The organism is Actinomycetaceae bacterium MB13-C1-2, assembly GCA_035621235.1.
Lineage (GTDB): Bacteria > Actinomycetota > Actinomycetes > Actinomycetales > Actinomycetaceae > Scrofimicrobium.
This window is the reverse complement of sequence record CP141731.1, coordinates 1,826,027-1,841,484: the sequence shown is the minus strand read 5'-3', so window position 1 is coordinate 1,841,484 and position 15,458 is coordinate 1,826,027. Positions and strand designations below refer to the sequence as shown.

Genomic DNA, 15,458 nt, shown 5'->3' with positions numbered 1-15,458 from the left:
CTTAGAATCTGGGCGGCGTAGTCCGGCTATGGCCTGAAACCGGGTCCTCTCATCCAGCCGGTCCATCGGCCTCGCTTGGAAATGGCGTCGGCTTCCTCCGGGGTAAGCCTGCCTAGAAGTAGCTCCTCACACACGGGGTCCAGGCCCGCCAGTACCAGACCGGCAGAGAGTTTTTGTTCCGGTTTTCCGTTTATGTAGCGGCGGGCAACGATGGTGCCCTCCGTTCCCTCTTTTTCTGATGAAGTCCAGGAAGTGAGCGCGACGGCTCCTCCCTCTGTCATCTTTGAGACCAGAGAAGCCATCTTGTCAACGCTGTCAGGGATTGGCCTGTCGTCCCCGAGCAGCATGGCAAGTTCTTCTTCATCGGAGGGACCATTCTGTTCGACCTCCATAATGACGGCCGATCCCTGGGAGACCTGAATGACCGGCGCCGACGCGCCGACCATGCTCAGACCGGCACTGAGGGCTGCGGGGGCATCAATCTGTGAGAGAACCAATGCGCGTGCTATCCCTTTAGCCACCTCGGGTTCATCGGGGTCGCCCGGGGTCACGTCGCTGTCGTTGGACCCGGAGGCAAGTTCTGCCAACGCCCAAAACTCCTCATCCGAAAAGGAGGTGTCAGAGCTCTCGTCTGGATCAGGTTCTTTGGAACTCACAGTGATCCCTTCGTGGAGGGGATTCCCTCGACGCGGGCGTCTGGAGCTACGGCTTCGCGAAGCGCCAGCGCCAACGCCTTGAACTGAGCCTCAACGATATGATGCGGGTCGCGACCGTATAGCAACTCCATGTGAAGGCAGATGCCAGCATTGAAGGCGAAAGACTCCAGAACATGCCGGGTCAACGCACCGGTGTAGTGACCGCCAATTAGGTGGTATTCCTGTCCGGCGGGCTCGCCTCGTACCACGCAGTAGGGACGACCGGAGACGTCCACAACGCATCGGGCGAGTGATTCGTCCAGTGGGGCAAATCCGGTGCCGTAGCGACGGATTCCAACCTTGTCGCCCAGAGCTTGAGAAAAGGCCTGTCCCAGTGTGATCGCGGTGTCCTCGACCGTGTGGTGTACGTCAATTTCAGTGTCGCCGACGGCCTTAATCTCCATGTCTATCAGGGAATGCTTAGAAAGCGCCGTAAGCATGTGGTCGTAGAAGGGAACGCCAGTATCGATACTGGACCTCCCGGTCCCGTCAAGGTCGATCTTGACGCTCACCTCGGACTCGCTCGTCCTTCGCCCGAGCGATGCCGTCCGGTTCTGATCACTCATAGCGCCTCCTTGAGGGCGTCGAGGAACTGTCTATTTTCTTGCTCTGTTCCAACTGTAACCCGCAGGAAACCGGTGGGTCCCACCTCGCGAATAAGTACCCCTCGATCCAGGAGCTTTTGCCAAGTGGCATGGCGGTCCTCAAACGTGCCAAACAAAAGGAAGTTTGAGGATGAGGGAAGCACCTTCAAACCCATGCCGGTCAGTTCCTTTACAAGTAGCTGACGAGCCGCGCGAATCGAATCCACCTGCTGCAGCTGTGACTCGGCCGATCCGAGGGCGGCGATAGCGGCAGCCTGAGTAACGAGTGAGAGGTGATAGGGCAGACGGACTTTCATTACCTCGCGGATAACCTCGGTGGAAGCGACCATGTACCCGAGACGAAGACCGGCAGCTGCAAAGGCCTTTGACATGGTTCGGGTGACAACTAAGTGTGGATTGTCGGCGACCAGCTCAATGGCGGAGGGTTCTCCTGGCTCGCGGAACTCCCCATATGCCTCATCGACGATAACGATGGTTGAGGTAGGGCCTTTCGAGGCAACGGGCGGTTTTGATCCCGTGAGCAGCATCCGTCTTAGCGGCCCGGTTTCCTTCGCCGCGTCTAGAACTCGGAGCAAATCCACCGTGGAAATCGCCGTTCCAGTTGGGTTGTTCGGGCTCGGGAGGAACAGAACCGCCGGTCTCTCATTCCGCATGGCTCCAATCAGTAGATCAACATCGAACTCCAGGTCGGGAGACTCGACCGTCACGAAAGAGGTGAAGGTATCGCGGGCGTACTCCTCATACATCGAGTACGTGGGCGCCTCCACCAGGGCGTTGTGACCGGGGCCCCCGAACGCCTGGAGCATCTGAAGCATTATTTCGTTTGATCCGTTGGCCGCCCAGACATGCGCGGGATCAACCGGAACTCCGGATTCTTGCGAGACGTACTCTGCCAGTGCTTCACGTAGCCCCAACGCATCGCGATCGGCGTAGCGATTAAGGCGATCAGATGCGGCCCTGACGGACTCGGCGATAGAAGCGATCACTTCGTCACTTGGCGGGTACGGGTTCTCGTTGACATTGAGCCTCACGGGCACGTCGAGTTGCGGGGCGCCGTACGGTTCCACATCGCGGAGGTCCTCTCGAACGGGCAGTGATACCTCCTGTGCTGCTGGTTCCTGCTTGCGCGAACTGGACTCTCGCCGGATCGTGGCCGCAGTTCCGTGCGAGGGCAGTCCCTCCGCCTTTGCAAGCGTCACCAGTGATCCGGTTAACCCATCGAGAGCATCACGGCCATAGTCGATTACCTGGACACTACGAAGAAAGGCAGTAGTGTTCAGTCCAGACGAGTACCTGGCTGTTCCCCCGGTTGGTAGAACGTGGTTTGACCCGGCCACATAGTCACCGAGCGGAACCGGCGAATAGTCGCCAACAAAGATGGCTCCGGCGTTTCTGATCAATAATGAGCGCTCGAGTGCATCTTTGGTGACCACCTCAAGGTGCTCCGGCCCGTAACGCTCAACAACGGCGGTTGCCTGCTCTATGTCCGAAGTCAGAACGATCGCTGACTGTGGACCCTCTAGCGCCTGTCGAATTCGGTCTCTGTTCGGGGCGGCATCGACCTGACCGGTCAGTTCTTTCTGAACCGCGTCAGCAAGGTCGCAGCTGTCTGTCACCAACACCGATGCCGCTGCCGGATCGTGCTCCGCCTGGGAAATAAGGTCTGCTGCAACGAACGAGGGGTTCGCTCCGCCATCGGCAAGGATCGCAATCTCAGTGGTTCCCGCTTCAGCGTCGATCCCGCACACGCCCTGGATGGCCCTCTTTGCGGCCGCCACATAAATGTTTCCAGGACCGGTCACCTTATCGACCCGCTCGCAGATGTAGTCGCCGTCAGTGAATCCATACGCCATTGCTGCAATTGCCTGAGCGCCACCGACCGCGATCACCTCAGCAATACCGAGCATCTCACAGGCCGCAAGAACTGACGGGTGGGGTAGGCCCCCAAACTCTTTCTGTGGGGGTGAGGCGACGACCAGTGATCCGACTCCCGCCACCTGCGCTGCCACGACGTTCATCACCACGGACGAGGGATAGACGGCGAGGCCGCCGGGAACATAGAGTCCGACACGACTAAGCGGAACCCAGCGCTGATAGACAAAACCTCCCGGCACGACCTCGGAGACAACCTCGTCTGGAAGCTGGGCCCGATGTGCTCTGACAGCGTTAGTTATCGCCACCTCTAGCGCATCGGTTAGTTCCTGTGGCTGCTCAGCTAGAGCGTCCTTCATGGCCTGACGCGGGACTCGAAGGTTGTGAGGAACGATCCCGTCGAATCTCTCCGAGAGTTCGCGCAGGCCGCGGCCTCCATGATCTCTAACCTTTTCGATGATCGGCTCGACGACTTTCACGGCGGCGCTGATGTCCAACTCCGGGCGCGGAAGCACCCCGTCGAGATCGGCAGGCTTCTGGTCACGCAGATTGATTACTCTCACGCAGACAATCCTATTTGGGCTTGGACTGAGGGGACGGCGCCGACCGCCCTTCGGCCATGTATCACCCCGTCTGCGGGATTCGTGTGTCCGCTATCAACACGCAAATGACATTCGTGTGAGACACCTAACATCAAGGGGGTCGAGACCATACTGCAACAAAACCCTCAAACACCTTATGACCTGCTGTTATCTAGCACAACTCAGTCAATAGTGTGTTCGTATTCTGGTACTCCTACCCCGGGGACTCACGTCCTATCTACTGTCGTCTCTGAAAACCGGGCACTAGATGTGCCCAGCATTAGACCCCTGAAGGAGGGACCATGAAGCTTAAGAGGAGCTCATGGCTGGCCGTTCCGGCCGTCCTAGCACTCTCGCTGACAGCCTGCTCGTCTGGTGGAAACACAAGCAGCGAGTCTGGCGAGTCCAGCGGTACCCAGAGTGAAGAGGCAACACCTGCGGCATCGGGTGAGAAGATCATTGCTAACAACACTGAGCCGCAGAACCCCCTGATTCCAACCAATACAAATGAGGTCGGCGGCGGAAAGCTTGTTGATCTATTGTTCGCCGGTCTGACCTACTACGCGGCTGACGGCTCGGTCAAGAATGACATGGCAGAGTCCATCGAAACCGAAGACTCGCAGGTTTACACCATCAAGATCAAGGACGGCCAGACCTTCTCGGATGGCACTCCGGTGACCGCGAGTTCCTTCGTCGACGCTTGGACCCTGGGTTCAAAGAACAAGGATCTGTCCGCCTACTTCTTCGCACCCATCGCTGGCACCAACGATGACGGAGAACTTGAGGACGGGGCAGACTCAATGTCTGGCCTGGAGGTTGTCGACGACACCACCTTCAAGGTGACCTTGAAGCAGCCCGAATCTGACTTCCCACTACGACTCGGCTACTCCGCGTTCTTCCCCCTCCCCCAGTCCACTCTTGATGATCCCGTCGCAGGCGGCGAGAGTCCGATTGGCAATGGACCATACAAGGTTGGTGACGCGGGTTGGGTTCACGATGAGAGCATCGAGTTGATCCCCAATGAGTCATACAAGGGTGATCGCCAGGCAAAGAACGCTGGCATCGACTTCATCTTCTACCCGACTCAGTCGGCTGCTTACGCAGACTTGCTTTCCAACCAACTGGATGTCCTGGACGCTATTCCGGACGAGGCGCTAGCGTCGTTCGAACAAGAGCTAGGTGATCGAGCTGTGAACCAGCCGGCCGCCGTTTTCCAGTCCTTCACCATTCCGGAGCGCCTGGAGCACTTCTCGGGTGAAGAGGGCATCCTGCGTCGTGAAGCCATCTCGCGTGCAATCAACCGCGAAGAGATCACCAATGCGATCTTCTCCAGCACCCGCACCCCTGCGCGTGACTTCACTTCACCGGTTATCTCCGGATACGACGCGAACCTGAAGAACGCCGTAAACGTCGATTTTGACCCAGAAGGCGCCAAGGACCTGTGGGCCCAGGCTGACGCAATCAGCCCCTGGAGCGGAACCTTCGAGATCGCTTACAACTCTGACGGTGGACACCAGGCTTGGGCGGACGCTGTTGCGAACCAGTTGGTCAACAACCTCGGAATTGATGCGATGGGTGCTCCGTACCCGGACTTCAAGACCCTGCGTAGCGAAGTTACCGATCGCACTATTCAGACCGCATTCCGCACGGGCTGGCAGGCAGACTACCCGGCACTGGGTAACTTCCTCGGCCCACTATACGGAACCGGCGCTGGCTCAAATGACGGCGACTACTCGAATCCTGTAGTCGACGCTCTGTTCAACGACGCAGCTGCAGCCAAGACAGTTGAAGAAGGCAACGCGAAGTTGCAGGAAGCTCAAGAGATCCTGCTCGAAGAGCTCCCGGCTGTTCCACTGTGGTATGCAAACGTTACTGGCGGCTTCTCTGAGAAGGTCGACAACGTAGTGTTCGGTTGGAACTCCGTTCCGCTTTACTACGACATCACCAAGTAGTTGACGCCATAGCGCACGTCCTCGGGATGGCAGGGTTACCCTGCCATCCCGAGTCTGCGTTATAGTCCAGTAATCTCGTAGGCCCAGCCGAGGATTCCTTTATGCCTAGATATATTGGTCGCCGATTGCTCCAGACCATTCCGGTCTTCTTTGGCGCCACCTTCCTTATTTTCGCGATGGTTTACCTGATGCCAGGTGATCCCGTTCAAGCTCTTGGCGGTGATCGAGGTGTCTCTGAGGCTGTCGCAGAGCGCATCCGCGAGGAGTACAACCTCGATAAACCCTTCTGGATGCAGTATCTGCTGTACCTGAAGGGTGTCGTCACGCTTGACTTCGGCAAGACATTCTCAGGCCGACCAGTCGGTGAGGTTATGGCGAGCGCCTTTCCGGTAACTATCAAGCTAGCTCTAATGGCCATCGTCTTTGAAACCGTCTTCGGCATACTCTTTGGAGTCATTGCTGGGATGCGCAAGGGAACCTGGTTCGACTCCACGATTCTTGTTTTCTCGATGGTGCTGATCTCCCTGCCAACCTTCGTCCTTGGCTTCCTGCTTCAGTTCTTTGTGGGCGTCAAATGGGGAATATTGCCGACCACCGTTGTGGCGGACGAGTCATTCAAGGCACTGCTGATGCCCGCGATAGTCCTAGGGGCAGTTTCGCTGGCATACGTTATTCGACTCACTCGCCAGTCGGTCTCTGAGACCACAAGCGCCGACTTCGTCCGTACGGCGCGCGCCAAAGGCATGGGAAGTGGCAGCGTCATGTCCAGACATATTCTGCGCAACTCGCTGATTCCCGTCGTCACCTTTATCGGTGCCGACCTAGGCGCCTTGATGGGTGGCGCGATCGTTACCGAGGGAATCTTCGGTATTAAGGGCGTGGGAGGAACGCTGTGGCAAGGCATTATCCGCGGTGAACCCGGCACCGTCGTTTCGATCACCACGGTCTTAGTCCTGGTCTTCATCGTTGCCAACCTGCTGGTCGACCTGCTCTATGCGGTCCTGGACCCGAGGATTCGCTATGTCTAACATTCCTAACATTCACTCCCAGAACGAGCGCCCTACTAGCGCCGTTACTCCTAGGCCGCGCCAGGAACACTTCGTCGCGGAAACCGACGAAACGGGCCTGGGGGCCGTAGATGCTGTCGCCGACGACTCCGCACCGTCCTCAATGTGGGGCGAGGCATGGAAGTATCTGCGCACCCGACCGCTATTTTGGGTCGCTGCGGCAATCATCCTGCTAGCAGTGCTTCTAGCGGTCTTCCCACAGTTGTTCACAAGCCAGAATCCGCGCTACTGCGAGCTGTCAAAGTCCTTGGCATCGCCAGAGGGCGGACATCCGTTCGGCTTTGACCGCCAGGGCTGCGACATCTACTCCCGCGTCGTGTACGGAGCCCGCGCGTCGGTCTCGGTGGGCGTACTGACCACGCTGGTAGTCACGATCATCGGGACCGTCATCGGAACTCTTGCCGGATACTTTGGTGGTTGGATCGATTCTCTGCTATCGCGTCTGACCGATATCTTCTTCGCGATTCCACTAGTTCTAGCCGCAATCGTCTTCATGCAACTGTTCCGCGACAACCGCACCGTTGTAATGGTTGTTTTCATCCTGTCAGTTTTTGGGTGGGTGTCCATTGCACGCATCGCGCGTGGAGCAGTCATGTCCGGAAAGAACGAGGAATACATTACTGCTGCCCGGGCCACTGGCGCGTCACGCTGGCGGATCGTCACCTCGCATATCCTTCCGAATGCCGCTGCGCCGATCATCGTCTATGCCACGGTCGCGCTGGGTACGTTTATCGTGGCGGAAGCAACCCTGTCGTTCCTGGGCGTGGGTCTTCCCTCGAACATCGTTTCTTGGGGTGGTGACATCAGCGCTGCTCAAGCGGCACTGCGGACACAGCCGATGGTGCTGTTCTACCCGGCAATCGCCCTCGCACTTACCGTTCTTAGCTTCATCATGATGGGCGATGTCGTCCGTGATGCACTCGATCCAAAGGCCCGCAAACGATGACAGACATGAGTTTTATTCCGGACGACAAGAATCTGGAACGCGCCACTGAGTCCAAGGACGACAAAGAAGGACAGGTAGGACCAAACGAGGACTCGTTCTTCCCGGGAGCCGACCCGCTCGCGAACTATGAGAACGACGTCGACGCTCCGGGCGTGCTAACTGATCGCGCGGACCGCAAGGCAATGGAAGAGGCCGCCGCTCAGCACCCTGACCTTGCCGTCGACGAGACCAGCTACCAAGAGACCCTGATCGAAGACGCGGTCGCCACAAAGACCGCTCAGTCTCTGGGTCTGGATCCGATGAAGCCCCTGGTGGAACTGAAGGATCTTAGTGTTGCCTTCGAGTCCTCTACCGGCATGGTTCCTGCGGTTCGCGAGGCTAACATTACGATCTACCCGGGCCAGACCGTCGCGATCGTTGGCGAATCTGGATCGGGTAAATCAACCACTGCGGCCGCGATCATCGGTCTGCTCCCCGGAACCGGAAAGATCACGGGCGGTTCAATCGAGTTCCAGGGCAAAGACCTGGCGAGTCTGTCCTCCAAAGAGTGGGTTGCCTATCGGGGCAGTGAGATCGGCATGGTCCCGCAGGACCCGATGACGAACCTTAACCCGGTTTGGCGAGTCGGAACACAGGTGGCTGAAGCCCTCAAGGCAAATAACGTCGTACCTCGTTCAAAGGTGGGAGAGCGCGTTGCTGAGCTTCTTGAAGAAGCGGGACTTCCCGATGCTGAACGCCGCGCGAAACAGTATCCACATGAGTTCTCTGGAGGAATGCGTCAACGCGTTCTCATTGCCATCGGTCTCGCCGCTCACCCGAAACTACTGATCGCTGACGAGCCGACATCTGCACTGGACGTAACCGTTCAAAAGCGGATATTGGACCACCTGGAGACAATGACAGGCGATATGGGCACAGCGGTTCTGTTCATTACCCATGACCTAGGACTCGCCGCGGAACGTGCGGAGCAGCTTGTCGTTATGCACCGCGGCCGGGTCGTCGAATCAGGTCCAGCACTGGAAATCCTACAGAATCCACAACACCCCTATACCAGGCGTCTGGTAGCGGCGGCCCCTTCCCTAGCGTCCAAACGCATCTCAGTCGCTCATGAGCACGGTGTACAGACCACCGAGGAAGAACTGACCGGTTCGGGGGCTGGCTCGACGGCAACAGAAGAGATCATCCGCGTCGAAAACCTGGTCAAGGAGTTCGACATCCGTGGAGCAAAGGGCGAGAACAAGACACTCCGCGCGGTCGATGATGTGACGTTCGGCGTTCGCACCGGAACCACAATGGCAATCGTTGGGGAGTCCGGATCGGGCAAGTCCACGGTCGCGAACATCATCTTGAACCTGTTGGACCCGACCTCCGGCAAGGTCTATATGCGTGGCCGCGATCTTTCAAGTCTGAACAGTAAAGAACTCTTCAATCTGAGACACAAACTTCAGGTCGTCTTCCAGAACCCGTATGGTTCCCTCGATCCAATGTACTCGGTCTTCCGTATCATCGAGGAACCATTGAGGGTGCATAAGGTCGGAACCAAGAAGGAACGCGAGAAGCGAGTAGCCGAACTACTCGATCTGGTGTCACTCCCCCGTTCCGCGATGCGTCGTTACCCGAACGAGCTGTCGGGCGGACAGCGCCAACGGGTCGCCATCGCACGAGCACTGGCTTTGAGCCCGGAGGTCGTCGTACTGGATGAGGCAGTCTCGGCTCTGGACGTGTTGGTCCAAGACCAGATACTGAAGTTGCTCAATGATCTGCAGGCCGACCTGGGCCTGACTTACATCTTCATCACTCACGACCTGGCCGTTGTTCGTTTGGTTGCCGACGACGTTGTGGTGATGGAGAACGGGAAGATTGTCGAAGCCGCCACATCGGAGGAACTCTTTGCCAATCCAAAGCAGGCATACACCCAAGAACTAATCAACGCAGTGCCGGGAGCCTCAATCCCCTTAGGAATCGGCTGATAGTTCCCTATCCCGCTGTATGGGGCCGCGATACGCCGAAAAATCGGGTCGCGGCCCCAATAATCTGGTCGAAAACCTTAGTTGACTGCGTCAGGGCCCAGCAGGGCCTTGAGATCGGCATAGAGGGACGCATCGACATCAACGTTCAGCGCATCCCCGAGGTCGATGTGCGTAGTCTTCAGCTTGTCCTTCAACGCTACTTTGACCCTGGTTGCTCCGGGACGGCTCGACAGAGCTTCCCGAATACCTTCAAGGATCGCCGCCGTACACTGACCTGCGTAAAGGGTTAGCTCCAATGGCCTATCGCTGCGGTCCATCACCTCGATTGCGGAGGCCCCCTGAGCGGTGATTGAAACCGAGTCATCCCTGATGCCCACACGTCCGTTCAACTGAATGACCTGGTCGGTCTTGAGGAACTCAGCGACCTTCTCAAATTGGCGCGCAAAGAAAAAGACATCAATGGAGCCCGAGAAATCCTCCACTGTGGCCACACCCCACGGCTGGCCGCTCTTGTTCAGTTTCGTCTCCAGATGCGTAATCAACCCGGCAATTCGAACGGTGTTGTTATCGTGCTTTCGAGGGTCTTCCTTCAGGTCCCCAATCTGAGTGTCCTGGTGTTTCGCCAGCGAACGCTCAGCACCACGTAGCGGGTGATCAGAAACGTAGAGTCCTAGCATCTCTCGCTCTAGCGCCAGCTTCTCACGCCGATCCCACTCGGCAATATCGGGGATCTCAACCGTGAAAGTGGAAGCCGAGGACTCGCCGCCGAGGCCCGCAAACAGGTCATACTGTCCATCAGCCTCGTTCTTCTTCAGACTTATGACCGAGTCAACTGCATCGTCGCTACGGGCCAGTAGCGCTCGCCGAGAGTGTCCGAAGCTGTCGAAAGCTCCGGCCTTGATCAGGGACTGCATTGTCCTCTTGTTACAAACGGTTACGGGAACCTTATCGAGGAAATCCTGGAATGAGGCAAACTCGCCTTTCTCTTCGCGAGCTTCGATGATTCCCTCAACAACGTTTGCTCCGACATTTCGAATGGAGCCGAGGCCGAAACGAACCTCGCCTCCTTCCGCAGTGAAGTTACCAAATGACCGGTTAACATCCGGGCGGTTGACCGCTAGTCCCATTCGTCGGCACTCCCCCAGGTACTGAGCACGCCTGTCGGTGTTGGCAGCAGCAGAAGTGAGAAGAGCTGCCATGTACTCGGCGGGAAAGTGCACTTTCAGGTAGGCGGTCCAGTATGAGACGAGCCCATAGGCCGCCGTATGAGAACGGTTGAAGGCGTAGTCAGAGAATGGAACCAGGATGTCCCACAGAGCCTTAACGCACTCAAGTGAGTACCCGTTCGCTAGCATTCCCTCCTTGAAGGGCTCAAACTCCCGGTCCAGGACCTCTTTCTTCTTCTTGCCCATGGCACGACGCAGGTTGTCTGCTTGACCCAGGGTGAAGCCCGCGACCTTCTGCGCAATCTGCATGACCTGTTCTTGGTAGACAATCAGACCGTAGGTTTCCCCGAGAATCTCTTCAAGTGGTTTCTCAAGCTCGGGGTGAATCGGGACAATGTCCTGACGTCCGGTCTTTCGCAGAGCATAGTTGGTGTGAGACCCGGCCCCCATCGGCCCCGGTCGATACAGGGCGCTGACAGCGGAAATATGTTCGAACTGGTCAGGCTGCATTAGCCGCAGTACTTCTCGCATCCCCGAGCCTTCCATTTGGAAGACTCCGAGAGTGTCGCCACGTGCGAGTAGCTCGAATGTCTCGGGATCGTCGAGACCAAGGTGTTCCATGTCGGGCGGCTCATGACCCTGAAGCTCAACGTTTGCAAGAGTGTCACTGATGACGGTCAGATTACGCAGACCCAGGAAGTCCATTTTTAGCAGTCCCAGTTCCTCGCACGAGGGATAGTCGAACTGGGTGATTATGGCTCCATCTGCGGGACGCATCATCAGCGGGATGATGTCCGTTAGTTTTTCGCTCGACATGATCACGGCGCAGGCGTGGACTCCCCACTGCCTGGTTAGACCTTCGAGGCGCCTTGCCAGGTCGAAAACGTCGTGGAGTTCCGGTTTCTCCTCGTACAGTTTCCTAAATTCGGCCGCCTCCGCGTATCGCTTGTGTTCTTTGTCGAAGATTCCCGAAAGAGGCATTGACTTGCCCATGATGTCGGGGGGAAGCGCCTTGGTCAGTTCTTCTCCGACCCGGTATTCGCGTCCCATGACTCGCGCAGCATCCTTTAGCGCCGCCTTTGCCATGATTCGGCCGTAGGTGACGACCTGCGAGACTCGATCATCCCCGTACTTCTGGCGGACATAGTCAATGACCTCGTCCCTGCGACGCTCATCGAAGTCAACGTCGAAGTCTGGCATCGAGACGCGTTCAGGATTAAGGAAGCGCTCGAACAGTAGGCGATGTTCAATCGGATCGAGGTCGGTGATGCCCATGGCGTAGGCAACCATTGAACCTGCGCCGGAGCCGCGGCCCGGGCCAACCCGGATTCCCTGGTTCTTCGCCCAGTTGATGAAGTCGGCGACGACCAGGAAGTATCCCGGGAACCCCATCTGGAGGATTACGCCTTCCTCGTAGTCCGCCCTTTCGCGGACCTGCTCGGGAACATTTTCTCCGAAGCGCTTTATTAGGCCCCGGCGAACTTCCTCAATGAACCAGGACTCCTCGGTATAGCCCTCCGGGACCGGAAACTGCGGCATGAAGTTAGCGCCGTCTTTGGTTGTCTGGAAGTGCACTTCTGAGCGCTCGGCGATTTCAAGTGTTGCATCCAGCGCCCGAGGTAACTCTGCCCACTCCTGTCGCATGTCCTCACTCGAACGGAGATAGTACCCGCTGCCCTCGAACGCGAACCGGGGGCCGCCGCGCTCCATTGGCTCATCAAGCAAGGTTGTTCCGGACTGGAGGGCAAGTAGCGCTTCCTGAGTCTTTGCATCGTCCTTTGAGACGTAGTGAGAGTCGTTGGTGACGACCATGGGAGCATCAAGAAGTTTGGCTAGTTCAGGGAGTTGATCTCGAGTTTTCTTCTCGATCTCGACCCCGTGATTCATGAGCTCGACGTAGAAGTTGTCTCTGCCAAAAATGTCCCGAAGTTCTGAGGCTTCTCGAACGGCCTCATCCCAGTGACCGAGTCGTATTCGCGTCTGTACCGCTCCGGAAGGACAACCCGTGAAAACGGTCAGACCTTCGTGGTATCGCTCCATCAAATCGCGGTCGATTCGTGGCCATTTGCCCAGTTGTCCGGTAAGTGAAGCCTCCGAGCCCATGCGGAAGAGGTTGTGGACTCCCTCGGTCGAGTGAGCGACGAGCGTTAGGTGCGTGTATGCCCCGCGAGCCGACACGTCGTCGCCTCTCTGCCAGGGCTCACCCCAAAGAAGTCGAGATTTGTCAAAGCGTGAGGTTCCCGGTGTCACATAAGCTTCAAGGCCGATGACGGGTTTGATTCCCTGAGCCACACACTCGCGGTAGAACTCATAGGCGCCGAACAGGTATCCGTGGTCCGTTATCCCCAGAGCAGGTTGTTCAAGCCGCTTTGCTTCAGCGACCATTGGCTTGATCTTCGCGGCCCCGTCAAGCATCGAGTACTCGGTGTGGTTGTGCAGATGAACGAAGCTAGATCCCGAAGAAGCCATAGAGCAGAGTCTACCGACCCTCCCCGACGGAACCAGAGTCCGTTCCGGTGGTCGTCTTCACCATTTCCTGATGCAGGATGCCTGCGTCGTAGAACTGCCTGCGTTTCGTGGGTTCGTACCCAAGACGGCGATAAAAGCCCTCTGCCTGCACCTGCGCGTCGAGGGTCAAGAGCAGGAAGCCACCGAATGGGACCTGGCTACGCGCCACCTCCTCGGCAAAACGCATCAGTCGTTCGCCGATCCCCTGTCCGCGAGCTTCCTTTCGTACCGCAACCCTGCCGATATGAAAGTTGGCCACTTCGCCCGGTGCGATCTCCCCATCTCGCAACAGTCTTGCCGCCCCGACAACCCGCCCCTTCGAATCGTCCGAAGCGATCAACTCCGTTGTCGTCCCGGCGAAATCTCGCGCGTCGATCTCAAGGACGGGGGCGACCTCCTGTTCGACTACAAAGACATCCCACCGCACCGACATTTGCTCAAGTCGTTTACTATCGGTATCCGCGATACTGCAGGTGATCTTGCTTTCCATGTCTGAGATACGCCCTAAAACATCGGGTTGCGGAGGGTCTCGAGTGCTTCCGTCAGATCTTGCGGATACGGTGCCTCGACCCTGATCTGTTCTTCCGTGATCGGGTGCCTAAACTCCAGCACGCGCGCGTGGAGCCACTGGCGCGTGAGCCCAAGCACCTCGGCCCTGGTCGGATCCGCCCCGTAAAACGTATCGCCGACGCAGGGGTGCCCCACCGCAGACATATGAACACGGATCTGATGAGTTCGACCCGTTTCAAGGCCGATTTCGAGGAGGGCGGCCCCCGGAAGCAGCTCAATCGTGTCGTAGTGGGTGATAGCGGGCTTTCCACCCTCTATCACAGCCATTCGCCAGGTTCGGGACGGATGACGCGCTATAGGGGCATCTACGGTGCCTCTAGGAGGGTCTGGGTGCCCTTCGACCACCGCGTGATAGGTCTTGCCCACTGTGCGTTCGCGGAACATGTGCTTAAGTCTCGAATATGCGCGTTCAGACTTCGCCACCATCATCGCGCCCGATGTTCCAACGTCGAGTCGTTGCACTATGCCCTTACGTTCAGGAGGGCCAGAGGTCGACACCCGCACTCCGGCACCCTCGAGAGAGCCAATGACAGTAGGTCCGTCCCAACCTGGACCCGTGTGAGCAGCAACCCCTACCGGTTTATTGATGATGATCAGATCGTCGTCCTCGTACAACACCTCTAGTTCGAGGGTGGGCTCCGGTGGCTTCCGGGTGGAAGGGAGATCTACTTCGAGCATCGAACCCACGCGGATACGTTCAGAGCGACCTGCGACCTTCCCGTCCACGGACACGTCTCCGTCATCCAGCATTCCGGCACAGACGTTTCTTGAGAGCCCTAAAAGACGCGACAGCGCCACGTCCAGTCGTTCCCCCGCTAGCCCGTCTGGGACCGGAATGAACCTGGTGTCACTCATCTGTGGGTTCACTATTGGCATCGACCTGGAGTTCCTGTTTATCAGCAATCTCCCCCTGGCGCTCTGTCTCGGACTTTACCAATACCCACAGAAGCAATCCGACAGCTGCCACAACGATCCAGATGTCAGCAACGTTGCCGATGAACCAGTTGTTGTAGTTGATGAAGTCAACAACGTGACCACGACCAAAACCGGGAGGCTGGGTAAGTCGGTCCCAGAGGTTACCTGCGGCTCCACCAATAAGTAGGCCGACGATGATGGCCGGAATCACCTCGTGAACTCGTGTCGAGAACCAAATCAGGGCGCCGATAACCAGCACAGTTATGCAGGTGAAAACAATGGTGACTCCCTCACCGAGCGAGAAAGCCGCTCCCGGGTTGAAAATGAGTTGAAGAGTAATGAAGTTTCCTACAAAGGAATGCTGCACGCCCTCTTCCAAGTTCCCAAGAGCCCACCACTTCGTAACAAGATCTAGCCCCAGGGCAAGGAGGGCGACCCCTGCAACCAGCGCCATAAGCTTCGGTGACCGAGTCGCCGAACTGTTACCATCCGCACCGGTCTGATCCGCCTCAGTCACCCGTAACTCCGTTCTTGCTCACCGTGGACAACGAAGCGAGTCTACCTGTTCGGGAGCCCTTGACTGCTAAGGGTGCCCCACCACATGGCGGGGC

Annotated in this window: 11 protein-coding genes; 4 read left to right on the top strand and 7 right to left on the bottom strand. The window is 57.6% G+C overall.

Annotated elements, in window-relative coordinates; translation table 11 throughout:
* Positions 1-26 precede the first annotated feature (26 nt).
* The 3 genes from U6G28_08030 to U6G28_08020 are packed head-to-tail and all read right to left on the bottom strand — an operon-like array spanning position 27 to position 3,735.
* The gene (locus U6G28_08030; GenBank protein ID WRS29470.1) at positions 27-656 is read right to left on the bottom strand and encodes a hypothetical protein; all 630 of its coding nucleotides are present in this window, start codon (positions 654-656) and stop codon (positions 27-29) included.
* On the bottom strand, positions 653-1,261 hold the full coding sequence (gene hisB / locus U6G28_08025) for an imidazoleglycerol-phosphate dehydratase HisB (protein ID WRS29469.1): 609 nt from the start codon (positions 1,259-1,261) through the stop codon (positions 653-655). Before hisB ends, U6G28_08030 begins: the two co-directional genes overlap by 4 nt.
* Positions 1,258-3,735, bottom strand: a complete 2,478-nt coding sequence (locus U6G28_08020; protein WRS29468.1) for a histidinol-phosphate transaminase — start codon at positions 3,733-3,735, stop codon at positions 1,258-1,260. The genes hisB and U6G28_08020 overlap by 4 nt, the downstream gene beginning before the upstream one ends.
* A 320-nt stretch (positions 3,736-4,055) precedes the next feature.
* Here U6G28_08020 and U6G28_08015 point away from each other — a divergent pair, with 320 nt between their 5' ends.
* From U6G28_08015 to U6G28_08000, 4 genes are all read left to right on the top strand, one after another.
* Positions 4,056-5,705 carry an ABC transporter substrate-binding protein gene (locus U6G28_08015; GenBank protein ID WRS29467.1) on the top strand — a complete coding sequence of 550 codons (1,650 nt, stop codon included), beginning with the start codon at positions 4,056-4,058 and terminating at the stop codon, positions 5,703-5,705.
* A gap of 101 nt (positions 5,706-5,806) precedes the next feature.
* The gene (locus U6G28_08010) at positions 5,807-6,733 is read left to right on the top strand and encodes an ABC transporter permease (GenBank protein WRS29466.1); all 927 of its coding nucleotides are present in this window, start codon (positions 5,807-5,809) and stop codon (positions 6,731-6,733) included.
* Positions 6,726-7,718 carry an ABC transporter permease gene (locus U6G28_08005; GenBank protein WRS29465.1) on the top strand — a complete coding sequence of 331 codons (993 nt, stop codon included), beginning with the start codon at positions 6,726-6,728 and terminating at the stop codon, positions 7,716-7,718. The genes U6G28_08010 and U6G28_08005 overlap by 8 nt, the downstream gene beginning before the upstream one ends.
* 299 nt (positions 7,719-8,017) lie before the next feature.
* A complete protein-coding gene (locus U6G28_08000; protein ID WRS31218.1) occupies positions 8,018-9,688 on the top strand; it encodes an ABC transporter ATP-binding protein in 1,671 nt (556 codons plus the stop codon).
* A 77-nt stretch (positions 9,689-9,765) separates the two neighbouring features.
* On the opposite strand, the gene dnaE is transcribed toward U6G28_08000, so the two are convergent.
* From dnaE to lspA, 4 genes are read right to left on the bottom strand one after another with little or no spacing between them, the layout of a single operon-like run.
* Positions 9,766-13,323, bottom strand: a complete 3,558-nt coding sequence (gene dnaE / locus U6G28_07995) for a DNA polymerase III subunit alpha (protein WRS29464.1) — start codon at positions 13,321-13,323, stop codon at positions 9,766-9,768.
* Between the two features lie 10 nt (positions 13,324-13,333).
* Complete coding sequence (locus U6G28_07990) at positions 13,334-13,852, bottom strand: GNAT family N-acetyltransferase (GenBank protein ID WRS29463.1); 519 nt, start codon at positions 13,850-13,852, stop codon at positions 13,334-13,336.
* 14 nt (positions 13,853-13,866) lie between these two features.
* Positions 13,867-14,787 carry an RluA family pseudouridine synthase gene (locus tag U6G28_07985; GenBank protein ID WRS29462.1) on the bottom strand — a complete coding sequence of 307 codons (921 nt, stop codon included), beginning with the start codon at positions 14,785-14,787 and terminating at the stop codon, positions 13,867-13,869.
* Positions 14,780-15,364, bottom strand: coding sequence for a signal peptidase II (gene lspA, locus U6G28_07980; protein WRS29461.1), 585 nt, complete (start codon positions 15,362-15,364; stop codon positions 14,780-14,782). Before lspA ends, U6G28_07985 begins: the two co-directional genes overlap by 8 nt.
* Positions 15,365-15,458: the final 94 nt, after the last annotated feature.